Origin of the sequence: Burkholderia sp. GbtcB21 (assembly GCF_019091065.1) — a bacterium.
Classification (GTDB): Bacteria; Pseudomonadota; Gammaproteobacteria; order Burkholderiales; family Burkholderiaceae; genus Burkholderia; species Burkholderia pyrrocinia_C.
This window is the reverse complement of record NZ_JAGXKA010000001.1, coordinates 163,465-177,892: the sequence shown is the minus strand read 5'-3', so window position 1 is coordinate 177,892 and position 14,428 is coordinate 163,465. Positions and strand designations below refer to the sequence as shown.

General features: G+C 67.5%; 13 protein-coding genes. 6 read left to right on the top strand and 7 right to left on the bottom strand.

From position 1 onward, the window contains the following. Positions 1–8: 8 nt before the first annotated feature. The 3 genes from nthB (at position 9) to KVT39_RS00745 (ending at position 2,693) form a co-directional block, all read left to right on the top strand. On the top strand, positions 9–662 hold the full coding sequence (nthB, locus tag KVT39_RS00755; protein ID WP_217586974.1) for a nitrile hydratase subunit beta: 654 nt from the start codon (positions 9–11) through the stop codon (positions 660–662). After that, positions 659–1,921, top strand: a complete 1,263-nt coding sequence (locus KVT39_RS00750) for a GTP-binding protein (protein ID WP_051983618.1) — start codon at positions 659–661, stop codon at positions 1,919–1,921. The genes nthB and KVT39_RS00750 overlap by 4 nt, the downstream gene beginning before the upstream one ends. A gap of 184 nt (positions 1,922–2,105) precedes the next feature. Further along, positions 2,106–2,693 carry a LysE family translocator gene (locus tag KVT39_RS00745; RefSeq protein ID WP_034179631.1) on the top strand — a complete coding sequence of 196 codons (588 nt, stop codon included), beginning with the start codon at positions 2,106–2,108 and terminating at the stop codon, positions 2,691–2,693. Between the two features lie 109 nt (positions 2,694–2,802). Here KVT39_RS00745 and KVT39_RS00740 read toward each other — a convergent pair whose 3' ends face one another. Next, positions 2,803–3,648 carry an AraC family transcriptional regulator gene (locus KVT39_RS00740; RefSeq protein WP_034179632.1) on the bottom strand — a complete coding sequence of 282 codons (846 nt, stop codon included), beginning with the start codon at positions 3,646–3,648 and terminating at the stop codon, positions 2,803–2,805. Positions 3,649–3,819: 171 nt separating this feature from the next. Between KVT39_RS00740 and KVT39_RS00735 the strand changes: the two genes are divergently transcribed. Next, entirely contained in the window at positions 3,820–4,614 is a 795-nt protein-coding gene (locus KVT39_RS00735) for an SDR family NAD(P)-dependent oxidoreductase (protein WP_034179633.1), read from the top strand. Between the two features lie 28 nt (positions 4,615–4,642). Here KVT39_RS00735 and KVT39_RS00730 read toward each other — a convergent pair whose 3' ends face one another. From KVT39_RS00730 to KVT39_RS00710, 5 genes are all read right to left on the bottom strand, one after another. Then, the gene (locus tag KVT39_RS00730) at positions 4,643–5,017 is read right to left on the bottom strand and encodes a hypothetical protein (protein ID WP_051983619.1); all 375 of its coding nucleotides are present in this window, start codon (positions 5,015–5,017) and stop codon (positions 4,643–4,645) included. 223 nt (positions 5,018–5,240) lie between these two features. Continuing rightward, positions 5,241–6,311 (bottom strand): AI-2E family transporter, encoded by a 1,071-nt coding sequence (locus KVT39_RS00725; protein ID WP_175748473.1) that lies wholly within the window; start codon positions 6,309–6,311, stop codon positions 5,241–5,243. A gap of 136 nt (positions 6,312–6,447) precedes the next feature. After that, positions 6,448–7,557: an NADH:flavin oxidoreductase/NADH oxidase gene (locus KVT39_RS00720; protein WP_131948368.1), complete on the bottom strand. Its 1,110-nt coding sequence runs from the start codon at positions 7,555–7,557 to the stop codon at positions 6,448–6,450. A gap of 141 nt (positions 7,558–7,698) precedes the next feature. Continuing rightward, a complete protein-coding gene (locus tag KVT39_RS00715; RefSeq protein WP_034179637.1) occupies positions 7,699–8,385 on the bottom strand; it encodes a type 1 glutamine amidotransferase domain-containing protein in 687 nt (228 codons plus the stop codon). Between the two features lie 395 nt (positions 8,386–8,780). Continuing rightward, positions 8,781–9,794 (bottom strand): substrate-binding domain-containing protein, encoded by a 1,014-nt coding sequence (locus KVT39_RS00710; protein ID WP_217586972.1) that lies wholly within the window; start codon positions 9,792–9,794, stop codon positions 8,781–8,783. 203 nt (positions 9,795–9,997) lie between these two features. On the opposite strand from KVT39_RS00710, the gene KVT39_RS00705 reads away from it, so the two are divergent. Together KVT39_RS00705 and KVT39_RS00700 are read left to right on the top strand one after the other, a co-directional pair. After that, the gene (locus KVT39_RS00705; RefSeq protein WP_034179639.1) at positions 9,998–11,584 is read left to right on the top strand and encodes a glycoside hydrolase family 68 protein; all 1,587 of its coding nucleotides are present in this window, start codon (positions 9,998–10,000) and stop codon (positions 11,582–11,584) included. Positions 11,585–11,751: 167 nt separating this feature from the next. Then, on the top strand, positions 11,752–13,398 hold the full coding sequence (locus KVT39_RS00700; protein ID WP_217586962.1) for a glycoside hydrolase family 32 protein: 1,647 nt from the start codon (positions 11,752–11,754) through the stop codon (positions 13,396–13,398). 146 nt (positions 13,399–13,544) lie between these two features. On the opposite strand, the gene KVT39_RS00695 is transcribed toward KVT39_RS00700, so the two are convergent. Then, positions 13,545–14,294, bottom strand: coding sequence for an SDR family oxidoreductase (locus tag KVT39_RS00695; RefSeq protein WP_217586954.1), 750 nt, complete (start codon positions 14,292–14,294; stop codon positions 13,545–13,547). Positions 14,295–14,428 lie beyond the last annotated feature (134 nt).

Here is a 14,428-nt window from a genome sequence, read left to right as displayed (position 1 = left end):
GATCACATATGGACGGCTTTCACGACCTCGGCGGATTCCAGGGTTTCGGCCCGGTGCCGCATACCATCAACAGTCTCGGCTACAAGCCGGTCTTCAAGGAAGACTGGGAACATCTCGCGTACAGCCTGATGTTCGTCGGCGTGGACCAACTGAAAAAATTCAGCGTCGACGAGGTACGTCACGCGGTCGAACGCATCGACGTACGCCAGCACGTCGGCACGCGCTACTACGAGCGCTACGTGATCGCGACGGCGACATTGCTCGTCGAAACCGGCGTGCTCACGCAGGATGAACTCGACCGCGCGCTCGGTTCGCATTTCCGGCTCGCGAACCCGCCGAAATCCGGGGGCCGAGCGGCACCGCCCGAATCGACGCGGTTCGAGGTCGGCGAGCGCGTCGTCGTTCGCGACGAATACGTCAACGGACACGTCCGCGCGCCGGGCTACGTTCGCGGCAAGGAAGGTGTCGTGCTGCACCGGACGACCGAATCGTGGCCATTCCCGGACGCGATCGGCCACGGCGACACCGGCGCCGCGCATCAGCCGACCTACCATGTCGAGTTCCGCGTGAAGGATCTGTGGGGCGACGCCGCCGACGACGGCTACGTCGTGGTCGACCTGTTCGAAGGCTACCTGGATCGCGCGTCCGCGCAGAGCGCATGACGACGCCGGAGAATCGAGGAACGCCGGCCGCGCCTGGCCCGAGGATTCCGGTCACAGTACTGTCCGGCTTCCTCGGCGCCGGGAAGACGACGTTGCTGAACCATATCCTTCGCAATCGCGCAGGACTGAAGGTCGCCGTGATCGTCAACGACATGAGCGAAGTGAACGTCGATGCCGACGATGTGCGGCGCAACGTCGAGCTGCATCGAGGCGAGGACGAACTGGTCGAGATGAGCAACGGCTGCATCTGCTGCACGCTGCGCGCCGACCTGCTCGAGCAGATCAGCACGCTGGCGCGGCAGCGCCGCTTCGATTATCTGCTGATCGAATCGACCGGCATCTCGGAGCCGATGCCGGTCGCGGAGACGTTTGCGTTTCTCGATCGGGACGGTTTCAGCCTTAGCGAACTGGCGCGCCTGGACACGCTCGTCACGGTGGTCGACGGCGAGACGTTCGAGGACATGATCGCGCCGGCTGAACCGGTCGCGCACGACGCGACGCTCGCGAACGACAGCAATTCCGGTCCGCCGCGCAAGCTGTCGGACCTGCTGCTCGAGCAAGTCGAATACGCGAACGTGATCCTCGTGAGCCGTCTCGACCGGATCGGCCACGCGGGTTTCGACCGGCTGCGTGCGATTCTTGCGTCGCTGAATCCATCTGCGCGAATCCTGCCGATGCAGCACGGCAAGGTCGATCCGTCAGACGTGCTGGATACCCGGCGCTTCGATCTGCCGGCGCTCGTCGAATCGCCGGGATGGATGCAGCGCATGCAGATCGACGAACGCCCCTCGGAATCGGATGCGTACGGGATCGCGTCGTGGACCTATCGCGAACGTGCGCCGTTTCATCCGGCGCGACTGCTCGCATGGCTGCGTCGTCCGTGGGACAACGGCCGACTGCTTCGCTGCAAGGGCTATGTCTGGGCTGCGCACCGCTATGCCGAGATCGCCATGCTCGTGCAGACGGGCGGAGCGTTCCAGTGGGGGTACGTTGGGCGATGGTGGCGATTCATCCCGCAGTCGGACTGGCCGCACGACGACTATCGTCGCGATGGCGTGCTGAAAAAATGGGAGGAGCCGGCAGGGGATTGTCGTCAGGAAATCGTGTTCATCGGGCAGTCGATCGATCACGACCGGTTGCGTCGCGAACTCGATGCGTGCCTGCTGACGGTCGAGGAAATCGATGCGGGCCCGGAGTCGTGGCTGCAGCTTCCGAAAGCTGACGCGTTCGACGCGCTCGCGACGGCCGCTCATCCGTGACGCGAGACTCGATGCCTTCGGTTGCAACGCCCGGGTCCAACGACTTTCGAGCGCCGGTGAGCACTGTGCCCGGTTCGGCGTTACGTGAATCCCGGCAGCGCCGCCGAGGGCAGTTTTCTTCAATACGGACACGCGCGGCTTCTTTAGTCTCGATGCGACTTTGACATTCGCATGGAGGCAATCAATGAGCATGCTGGTTTCGATGGCCGCGTTCGCGCTGGCGTCGTCGATCACGCCCGGTCCCGTCAACATCGTCGCGCTCAGTGCGGGCGCGCGCCACGGTCTCGGCGCGAGCCTGCGTTATGCGGCCGGCGCGACGCTCGGCTTCGTCGCGCTGTTCCTGCTGATCGGCCTCGGGCTGCACGCGGCGCTGGTGCGCTGGCCCGTGCTGACGACCGCCACGCAGTGGTCGGGAATCGCGTTCCTGCTCTATATGGCGCTGCGGCTCGCGCTCGACGACGGCCGGCTGTCGGCCGACCCGAACGTGGCCGGCCCGTCGGCGGCGGCCGGCGCGGCAATGCAGTGGCTGAATCCGAAGGCGTGGCTCGCGTGCGTGGCCGCGATGGGCGCGTATGCGGCCGATGGCGACCGCGCGCAGGTCTGGTTATTCGCCGCGCTGTATCTGGTGATCTGTTTCGCGTCGATCGCGTGCTGGGCGTATGCGGGCGCATCGCTGCGGCACCGGCTCGCGAACGCGCGGCGGATGCGGCTGTTCAACCGCGCGATGGCGCTGCTGCTCGCGGGCAGCGCGCTTTATCTGCTCGACGTTTAGTGCCGTTGCTTCGGTGTGTGGTCACGGCGCCGGTGCCGCCGGCGACCGATGATACGGGCCGTCGCCGGTCTGCGGTCTGCGACGCCGCCACCGCCCCACGGTTCGCCGCTCAACTCGCGGCGCTACGATACTGCCCGGGCGTCGCGGCCGCGATCCGCCGGAACGCGCGCTGGAAATGCGCCTGGTCCGCGAAGCCCGCGTCGAGCGCGACGTCGGCGATCGGCCGGCCGCGGCGCAGCTCCGTGCGGCCGTACTGCACGCGGCGATCGATCAGGAACGCATGTGGCGTCATCCCGTAGCGCGCGTTGAATGCGCGGATCAGGTACGACGGCGACAGGTCCGCCGCCGCGCAGATCGCATCGAGCGTGATGCCCTCGCGGCAATGCGCGGCGATGTAGTCGGCCGCACGTGCGAGTTTTGCGTTGTCGTCCGCGGGGCGCATGCCGGGCAGCTCGCGATCGAGCGCACCGTGCAGTTGCGTGAAGAATTCGACCGCCGCGCTCTCCTTGCCGAGCGGATCGATGCCGGGCGACACGAGCGTGCGGTAGAAGCCGCCAAATTGCGCGAACAGGTCGCGCCGCTCCGTCAACTTCGGCGAAAAGCCGTGAAAATCGCCGTTCGGATCGCGACCCAGCGAATGCTGCAGCCGCGCGAGCCATGGAACGTCGACGTAGACCATCCGGTACGCCCATGCGTCGGGGCCATACGGATTGCACGCGTGAACCTGCTCCGGATCGATGATCACGAGCACGCCGCGCCCGACGTGTTCGTTCGTCGCGCCGTTCACGTAGGTGCTCGTGCCGCCGACGATCGCGCCCAGCGAAAACGTGTCGTGCGTGTGCTTCACGTAGCAGATCGCGCGCCCGTCGTCGACGGTGCGCGCCTCGATGAACGGCAGCGCGGCATCGCGCCAGAACGGCGACGGTACGGCGGATCGGTTGGCGGTACGGCTCACGCTGCGGGCTCCTGGTTCGGGCGGCGAACGCTCACCGTACAAGACTGTGCGGGCCGATGCAACCGGCACGTTGCAGCTTCGGAGCCGAATCGCGCCGTTTCGCCTAAGCTTTGAAATCCGGCCGCCGCGACACGCGCGGCGGTTCCCGTTCACTCCTCTCCCGTCACGCTCATGCACATCGATCTGAAAGGCAAGACCGCGGTCGTCACCGCCTCCACCGCCGGCATCGGGCTCGCGATCGCCGAAGGGCTCGCACGCGCCGGCGCGCGCGTCGTCGTCAACGGCCGCAGCGACGCATCGGTGCAGTCCGCGCTGATGCAACTGCGCGCCGCCGTGCCCGACGCGAGCTTCGACGGCGTCGCCGCCGACCTGTCCGACGCGGCCGGCGTCGCGCGCGTCACGCAGCACACGCCCGATGCGGACATCCTCGTCAACAACGCGGGCATCTACGGCCTGAAGGCGTTCTTCGATATCGACGACGCCGAATGGGAACATTACTTCCAGATGAACGTGATGTCCGGCGTGCGGCTCGCGCGGCATTATCTGAAGGGGATGATCGAACGCAACGCCGGGCGCGTCGTGTTCATTTCATCGGAATCGGGCCTGAACATCCCGGTCGACATGATTCACTACGGGTTCACGAAAACCGCGCAACTGTCGATCGCGCGCGGCCTCGCGAAGCTCGCGGCCGGCACCCATGTGACCGTCAACTCGGTGCTGCCGGGGCCGACGCTGTCGGAAGGCGTGCGTGCGCTGCTGAAGGAAACGGCGGACAAAACGGGCCGCAGTATCGAAGACGTGGCCGTGGATTTCGTGCGCGATCATCGCTCGAGCTCGATCATCCAGCGACCGGCGACGCCCGAGGAAGTCGCGAACCTGGTCGTGTACGTATGCTCGCCGCAGGCTTCGGCGACCACGGGTGCGGCGTTGCGCGTCGACGGCGGCGTGGTGGACACGCTCGCCTGACCGCTCACGCGCGGCGCACGCCGCCGCGCTAGCGCGAAGCGGCCTTGTCCGGCTGGAGCGTGCCCTTTCGATCGGCGTCCATGCAGGTATCGAAGCCGTATTGCGTGACGACGCCGGCCTTGTCGAATACGACGAAGTAAGGCCGGTGATCGTTGCCGTGCTCGATGAAGTAGTTGTAGCAGACGCCGCTGCCGTTGCGGACCATCCATACGCTGCGCGGGTTGCCGCCGGCGCGCACGACATCGGCGCGCGTCGCGCCATGCCGCGATGCGGCCCGCGCGAGCGGCGTACGCGAATACGAGAACGGCAGCCACGGGTCGAACCACGCGCAGCCGTGCAACATCAGGCAGCCGGCCGCCAGGGACAGCGTCGCCGCGGGACGGGACATCGAAATCAATCGCATGCTTGGGGAATTCTGCTGCGCCATGCCGGCGTGATCGAAAACCCCATGCTACTAGACCTTTGGGTCCGGATCGAAAAGAAATGTAGAGATCCGTATGCAAACCCCTGCCCGGCATGCCGCGCGTGCAAGCCGAATCGTTGCCGATCGTTGCGGCCGGCGCATGCTTGCACGCGCACCCATCCCGCCGCGCCGATCCATCGAATCGGCGCGACGGCGGGCATCGTCACGCAATCCATTCGGTCCACAGCATCGTCAGCACCGTCATCAGCGCGGGGCCGACGAACAGGCCGATCAGGCCGAACGTCTCGGCACCGCCGAGGATGCCGAACAGCACGAGCAGGAACGGCAGCCGCGCCGAACTGCCGATCAGCACCGGCCGCACGAAATGCTCGGCGACGAACACGACGACGAAACCGAGCACCGCCACCACGACGGCCCACATCGTCGCGCCCTGCACGAACAGCCACAGCGCCGCGCCGCAGAACACGATCGGCGCGCAGAACGGCAGCATCGCGGCAATCGCCGTGACGAGGCCGAGCAGCGCCGCATGCGGGACGCCCGCGAGCGCATAGGCGACGCCGAGCAGCGCACCCTCGCCGAGCCCGACGACGACGAGCCCCGTCACCGTGCCGTACACGGCCTTGACCATGCGCTCGATCAGTTCCGCGCCGTTGCGCCCGAACGCGCGCTGCCCGCCCTGCAGCAATGCGCCCGACAGCTTGTGGCCCGCGCGCAGGATCACGAACAGCGTGACGAGCATGAAGCCGAATTCGAGCAGCGCATGCGCGAGCTTCGTGCCGAACTGCCGGCCGAACGCGAGGAATTTCTCGCTGTTGACGCCGTGCATCGCGCTGGCCGCATGCAGCGGATGACCGAGATTGGCCTGCCACCATTCGGTGATCTGCGCCGACCCGTAAGGCAGCCGGCCGACGACCTCGGGCAGCGGAATGCCGTTGTCCTGGATCGTACGCAGCCACTCGCGCAGATCGTGCGCCTGCCCGATCGCCTGGGTTGCCGCGACGGCGATCGGCAGCACGACGAGCAGCGAGACCGCCGCCGTGATGACGAGCGCGTTGACCGTTGGCCGGTTGCGGAACAGCCGGTGCGATTCGAAGCGTTTCAGCAGCGGCCACATCGCGATGGCGATCACGCAGGCCCACGCGATGGCGGGAATGAAATCGCGGATCACCCACAGCGCGAGCACCAGCAGCGCCGCATACAGCGCGACGCGAGCGATCTGCTGCGCGCGCGGCTGAGCGGCGGACTCGGGAGACGACGGCACATGTGCGTCCATGGCACCTCTGTCGAAATGGAAAAATGGCGGTTCGCGCAGGCAACCGGCCTGCACGAACCGCCATTCTATCCATCGGCACCGGATCGGCGTCGCGCGTCATGCGCGGGCCGCCCCGGCGCTACGCTGCCGCGCCCGCTCAGGCCACCTTGTCGGCGATCCGGTAACGCTCGAGCCAGTGTGCGTACGGCGCGGGCAGCGTCCACGACGGGCGCTCGACGCCGAGCTGCTTCGCCGCGTAGTACGGCCAGTGCGGATCGGCCAGATGCGCGCGGCCGACCATCACGAGATCGAGCTGTTCTTCGGCAACCACGCGGTTCGCCAGTTGCGGCGTGTCGATCCCCCACGCGGACGACACCGGCAGCCCGGCCTCGCGGCGCACGCGCTCGGCGATCGGCGCGAGGAACGCCGGGCCCCACGGAATCCGTGCGTCGGGCGTCGAGAAGCCGACCGACACGCTCAGCATGTCGAGCCCTTCCCGCTTCATCCGCTGCGTGAGCGCGATCGACTCGGCGAGCGTCTCTTCGTCGCGGCCGTCGTATTCGATCACGCCCAGGCGCGCGGTCAGCGGCAGATGCTCGGGCCATACCTTGCGGACCGCCGCGAGCGTGTCGACGAGGAAACGGCCGCGATTCTCGGCCGTGCCGCCATATTCGTCGTCGCGCCGGTTCGAATGCACCGAGAAGAAGCTCTGGCCGAGATAACCGTGCGCGAAGTGCAGTTCGAGCCATTCGAAGCCCAGGTCGCGCGCGCGCTTCGCCGCTGCGACGAAGTCGGCCTGCACGCGGGCGATGTCGTCGTGCGTCATTTCACGCGGCACCTTCGGCAGATGCGCGCCGAACGGCACGGCCGACGGCGCGATGGTCTGCCAGCCGCGCGGATCGCCGTCGGCGATATGGTCGTCGCCTTCCCACGGACGGTTCGCGCTCGCCTTGCGGCCCGCGTGCGCGATCTGGATGCCGGGCACCGAGCCGGCCGCCTTGATCGCCGCGACCGACGGCGCGAACGCTTCGGCCTGCGCATCGTTCCACAGCCCCGCGCAGCCCGGCGTGATGCGCCCTTCCGGCGACACGGCCGTCGCCTCCGCGATCACGAGGCCCGCGCCGCCGCGCGCGATGCCGGCCAGATGCACGTGATGCCAGTCGTTGACGACGCCGTCTTCGGCGACGTACTGGCACATCGGCGGCACCGCGATGCGGTTGCGCAGCGTGACATCCTTGAGTTTGAACGGTTCGAACAGGGCAGACATCCACAACTCCTTTGCTTGGTTCTACGAAATGACCGGGAACTCGCCGCGCGTCGCGCACGGCAGAACGATGCGGGCCGTCGTCGGCGCGGCTGCGCCCGGCGACGGATACGGAACGGCGCCGGCCCGGCCGGCGCCAGGTGCTTACCGGTGGCCGAGCTTCGCGAGCAGCGCCTCGGCGGCAGGCGCCGACGACGCGGGGTTCTGCCCCGTGATCAGCAGCCCGTCGGTGACGACATGCGGCGCCCAGTCGGCGCTGCGCTCGAATTCCGCGCCGTTGGTCTTCAGCATGTCCTCGACGAGGAACGGCACGACTTCCGTCAGCTCGACGGCCGCTTCCTCGCTGTTGGTGAAGCCCGTCACGCGCTTGCCGCGCACGACCGATTCGCCGGTTGCCGGGTTCTTCACGTGACGCAGCACGCCCGGTGCATGGCAGACGGCCGCGACCGGCTTGCCGGCCGCGAGCGTGCGTTCGATCAGGCCGATCGAATGCAGATCCTCGGCGAGATCCCACAGCGGGCCGTGGCCGCCCGGGTAGAACACCGCGTCGTAGTCGTCGGCCGACACGTCGGTCAGCTTGCGCGTCGAGGCGAGTTCGGCCTTGGCGGCCGGATCGGCGTCGAAGCGGCGCGTCGCATCGGTCTGCGCGGACGGATCGCTGCTTTTCGGGTCGAGCGGCGGCTGGCCGCCCTTCGGCGAAACCAGCGTCAGCTCGACGCCCGCATCCTTGAATGCGTAGTACGGCGCGGCCAGTTCCTCGAGCCAGAAGCCGGTCTTCTTGCCGGTGTCGCCGAGCGTGTCGTGCGAGGTCAGGACAACCAGAATCTTCATGATCGAAACTCCTTCGAAAATGGGGGGAACGGGGCCGTGCAACCGGGGGCGGTCGGCACGGTGCGCCTGTCGGTTAGTCCGCTATGGCGCGTCAACGTGCGACTCGCGTATCCGAATGCCGTACGCGCCTATTAGACCAGTCGTCTAGAAAAATCCCAAATAAAACGACGGCGGTCGCTGCACGATCGGCATCGCAGCGCGAAATGGCAATTTCGCGTCTTCGTTGGCACGCGTCAGCGGACGTCGTCGCATTCACGGGACGGATGATATCCGCGGATTAGACCAGTCGTCTAGAAAATGGCCATTCGCCCCTGTCGCCGTCATGGCCTTTTCGGCCGGGCGCGATCCGGCAACGTCCGCCACCGATCGCGCCCCGCCCGGGCCCGTCGCGCCGGCTAGCCGCGCAACGGACCGTCGGTATCGCCGGCCTCGATTACCGGCGCCTCGAGTCGATGCTCGCGCACACCGTCGTCCAGCCGTCTCAGCATCAATTCCGCCAGCGCGCGTCCCGACGCGTGCCCGGTCGGCTGGATGACGGCCGTCACGCGATGCGGATGCGCGATGTCCGGCGGCACGCCGTCGTAGACGATCAGCGAGATGTCCTGCCCCAGCCGCAACCCGCTGTCCGCGAACGCCCGAAACGCGCCGCCGCCCGCGATGTTGTTGTCGACCAGCAGCGCCGTCGGCCGCTCGGCGCGCGCGAGCAGCGCCCGCGCGGCCTGCAGCCCGCCGTCGTGCGTAAACGTGCACTCGACGAGCAGCGCCGGATCCGGCTCGATATCGGCCTCGCGCAATGCCGACAGATAGCCGGCGCGACGCTGCGCGGCGAAATTCAGCGCCAGCGGCGCGCTGATCATCGCAATGCGCCGATGCCCGAAACCGATCAGCCGGCGGACGGCATCGCGCGCACCCGCCTCGTTGTCGAAATCGAACCACGCATACGGCGCGGCCGTTTGCGTGCGGCCGTACGCGACGTACGGAAACGCGTTCGACTGCAGGTACCCAATGCGCGGATCGTCGACGAGCGTGCGCGCGACGATCAGCCCGTCGACGAGCTTGCCGTCGACGATCCGCCGATAGGTGTCCAGTTCCGCATTCGGCCGCGCCGACGCGATGATGAAATCGAGATTGCGCTCGGCCAGCCGCTCGGTGATGCCCGCGACGACCTCGCCGAAACGCGGATCGCCGAGATCGCCTGCACCGAACGGATAGACGATCCCGATCACGTCCGCCCGCCCGGTCGCGAGCCGGCGCGCGGTCGGGTCCGCCACATAGCCCATTTCCCGGGCGGCCTTCGCCACGCGCTCGCGGGTCGCCTCGCTGACGTCGTCGTAACCGTTCAACGCACGGCTGACCGTCGTCCGCGACAGCCCGAGCGCATCCGATAGTGCCTTCAGGTTCACCTTCACCGTCGCTCCTTGTTTTCGCCGGTCCGGCCGGCCGCCCGGATGCCCGAACACCTTAATCGGGTAATTATTTCCATTTGGTAAGCATTACCGCCAAATAAATATCTTTTGCGTTCCAAACCGGTTTGAAATAGTATCCAAACCGGTTTGGACATCGATGCCACCTTCAGCCGTTCCCTTTCACCGTCAATTGAAATAACGCCGAGATGACACACTTTCCCTTTTGCCGCGCGACTGCGGCCAAACGTTTGCTGTTCGCTGGCGCGGCACTGGCCGCCTTCGCGTCCGCTTCGTCCGTCACGCACGCGCAGAGCGCCGGCGCGCCCGCGCCCACGCCGCATACGCAGCAGGCCTACGATCCCGAAGGCAACTTCACGATGCGCTGGACCCGCGCGGACATCCGCCAGATCGTCGCACAGTCGCACACGGCCGGCGCCGACAGGAACTCGCTGCCGCAAGCGCTGACGATGCCGGACATCCCGCAGGATTTCCCGCTGATCAACTCGAACGTGTGGGTCTGGGATACCTGGCCGCTGGCCGACCTGCGCGCGAACCAGCTCAGCTACAAGGGCTGGGAGGTGATCTTCTCGCTCACCGCCGATCCGCACGCGGGCTACACGTTCGATGACCGCCACGTCCACGCGCGCATCGGCTTCTTCTACCGCCGCGCGGGCGTCCCCGCGTCGCAGCGCCCCGCGAACGGCGGCTGGACCTGGGGCGGCCACCTGTTCCCGGACGGCGCGAGCGCCAAGGTGTTCGGCACCGCGCCGATGACCAACAACGCCGAATGGTCGGGTTCGGCGCGCCTCACGCACGGCGACAACGTCAGCCTCTACTACACCGCGACGTCGTTCAACCGCTCGGCGCCCGGCGGGGCCGACATCACGCCTCCGCAGGCGATCATCACGCGTGCCGACGGCCACATCCACGCCGACGACAAGCACGTGTGGTTCAGCGGCTTCGACGATCACAAGGCGCTGCTGCAGCCGGACGGCAACTACTACCAGACCGGTCAGCAGAATACCTACTTCTCGTTCCGCGATCCGTTCGTGTTCACCGATCCCGCGCACCCGGGCAAGACCTACATGGTGTTCGAAGGCAATACGGGCGGCCAGCGCGGCGCACGCACCTGCAACGAGGCCGATCTCGGCTACGCGCCGAACGATCCGTACAAGGAAGATCTCAACGCGGTGATGAATTCGGGCGCAGTGTATCAAAAGGCCAATGTCGGCCTCGCGGTCGCGACGAACCCGCAGTTGACGGAATGGAAGTTCCTGCCGCCGATCCTGTCGGCGAATTGCGTCGACGACCAGACCGAGCGCCCGCAGATCTACCTGAAGGACGGCAAGTACTACCTGTTCACGATTAGCCACCGTACGACGATGGCCGCAGGCGTCGACGGGCCGGACGGCGTGTACGGCTTCGTCGGCAACGGCATCCGCAGCGACTTCCTGCCGCTGAACGGCGGCAGCGGCCTCGTGCTCGGCAACCCGACCGACTTCTCCGCACCGGCCGGCGCGCCGTATTCGCAGGATCCGAATCAAAACCCGCGCGAATTCCAGTCGTATTCGCACTACGTGATGCCGGGCGGGCTCGTCGAGTCGTTCATCGATGCGATCGGCCCGCGGCGCGGCGGCACGCTCGCGCCGACGGTGAAGGTCAACATCAACGGCACGTCGACGGCGGTCGACCGCGCGTACGGACGCGGCGGGCTCGGCGGTTACGGCGACATCCCGGCGAACCTGCCGGCGACGGGCGCCGACCACAACGACGGCCCGGGCACCCGCCCGTAACGGGTCCGTAACGGCCGCGGCGGGCACCGCCCGCAAGCGCTGAAGCGGCGCATATCGCGCGTGTCGCGTGCGCGCCGCTTTTTTTCTTCCGCAGATCGCGCGTGCCGCCTTTGCAAGCGGCACGCGCCCTCCTTTCCCGCTTCGCGCGCCGAAGCACGGAACCCCGCATGAGATCGATGTTTTTCCGCTTTTCCTTCCGGATCGCCCGGCTGCTGCTCGCCTGTGCGGCGGGCGCCGCCTGCACGCAGGCCGCCGCCGCGCCCTGCGCTGCATCGACCGAAAACGGCACGCCGCAATGGCGCCCCGCGCTGCATTACACGCCGCAGCGCAACTGGATGAACGATCCGAACGGGCTCGTCTACGACAACGGCCGCTACCACCTGTTTTATCAGTACAACCCGCTCGGCAACGACTGGGGCAACATGTCGTGGGGCCACGCGACCAGCACCGATCTCGTTCACTGGCGCGAGCAGCCGGTCGCGATGCGCGCGAACGCCACCGAGGAAATCTTCTCCGGCTCGATCGTCGCCGACACGCACAACACGTCGGGCCTCGGGTCGCCAGGCAAGACGCCGCTAGTTGCGCTCTACACCAGCGTCTACAAGGACGGCTCCGGCCACGCGCCCGGCACGCAGGCGCAGTCGCTCGCGTACAGCGTCGACCACGGCGCGACGTGGCAGCCCTATGCGCACAACCCCGTGCTCACGCTCGATCCCGAATCGAAGCAGTTCCGCGACCCCAAGGTGTCGTGGTACGCGCCCGGGCACTACTGGCTGATGACGACGGTCGTCGCCGATGCTCAGGTCGTCAAGCTCTATCGCTCCGACGACCTGATCCACTGGTCGTTCCTGAGCGACTTCACGTTACCGGACGTGCCGCATGCAGGCGCACTGTGGGAGATGCCCGACCTCGTGCCGCTGCCGCTCGACGGCGATCCCCGACACATCAAGTGGGTGATGATCGTCAATGTGAATCCGTGGTCGATCGCGGGCGGCTCGGGCGCGATGTATTTCGTCGGCGACTTCGACGGCCGCACGTTCACGCCCGATCGCGTCGCGCCGGCCGGTTCCGATCCCGCCCGATTCCGCTGGGTCGATCACGGCGCCGACTTTTATGCCGCAGGCACCTTCTCGGGCGCGCCCGGCACTCGGCCGGTCGCGATTGCGTGGATGAGCAACTGGGATTACGCGGCGAAAGTGCCGACCACGCCGTGGCGCGGCGCGACGACCCTGCCGCGCGAGCTGGCGCTGAAGACGATCGACGGCGAACCCCGGCTCGTCGCCGCGCCGGCCGCCGCGTTCGACGCGTGGGCGGACGGCCGGCCCGCCGTGCACGAAGGCGAGCTCGCGGTCGAGTCCGCCACGCGCGAGCTGTCGGCTGCGACGCGCGGCGTCGTGCAACGCATCACGGTGACGATTGCGCCGCAGCGCGCGGCACGCGCGGGCCTGATCGTCCGGCGCTCGGCGGACGGCACGACCGGCACGCGGATCGTGTACGACACGGCGAAACGCACGCTGACGCTCGACCGCTCGCAGTCCGGCGAAGCGAATTTCGCCGGCACGTTCAGCCGCGAGCACATCGTCGACCTGCCGCTCGAACACGGGCAACTGCGGCTCGAAATCGTCGTCGATCGTGGGTCGGTCGAAGTGTTTGCGAACGGCGGCCGCGTCACGCTCACCGACCTGATCTTTCCGCCGCTCGACGCGGACCGCGTCGCGGTGTTTGCCGAGCACGGCCGCGCGACGTTCTCGGGGCTCACGGTGACGCAGCTCGAAGCCGGCGGCGATACGCGTAACGCCTGCACGACGCGATAGGTGCGATAGGTGCGATAGGTGCGATAGGTGCGATAGGTGCGATAGATGCGATAGGTGCGGTTCGAGAGCGTCGCCCTTCCCGCATGTGACGGGGACCGTCCGCGCGGCGTTGCGCCGGCCGGTGCGGTCCCCGCCGGTGTTGCGGCTCAGAGCAATCCCATCCCGCCCGACGCGATGATCTCCGCGCCGACGATGAACGCGGATTCCGGCGCGCTGAGGTGCAGCACCGTCGACGCGATTTCGTCCGGCGTGCCGAACCGGCCGACCGGGACGAGGCCCTTGATCTTCTCGGCCGTCTCGTCGAGCGTTGCAGCATCGAGCCCGAGCTTGCCGTACAGCGGCGTCTGAACCGGCCCCGGGCTCACGACATTCACGCGCACGCCGTGCGGCAGCAGTTCCGTCGACAGCGTCTTCGCGAACGAATTGACGGCCGCCTTGCTCGCCGCGTACACCGACGAGCCGGGCATCCCGATATGCGCGTTGATCGAGCCGTTGATCACGATCGAGGCGCCGCGGTTCAGCAGCGGCACCAGCGACTGGATCTGGAAATACGCGCCCTTCACGTTGGTGTTGAACACGAGGTCCCACATCGCCTCGTCGCTGTCGGCGAACGGCGCGAGTTTCGCGACGCCCGCGTTGATGAACACGGCGTCGAGCCGCGCGCCCGCGGCGGCGATCGCGTCCGCCAGTGCGCGGGCCGACGCGACGCTGCCGGCCTCGTTGCGGATCGCGAGCGCGCCTTCGCCGAGCGTTTGCCGTGCGGCTTCCAGCGTCTGCGCGTCGCGCCCGGTGATGATGACCCGCGCGCCTTCGGCTGCGAATGCCTTGGCGGCGGCCAGGCCGATGCCGCTGTTGCCGCCCGTGACGAGGACCGTTTTTCCTTCGAAGCGTTGCATGATGTTCTCCTGTGAACCGGTGAGTTGACCGTGAACACAGGATGCGCGCGGCGACCTGTATTGCCGTACGACGCGCGCGGCGAACATGTTCGAAATCGTCGAACGTGTTTGAGCGGGCGATTCGCCCCCTTTTC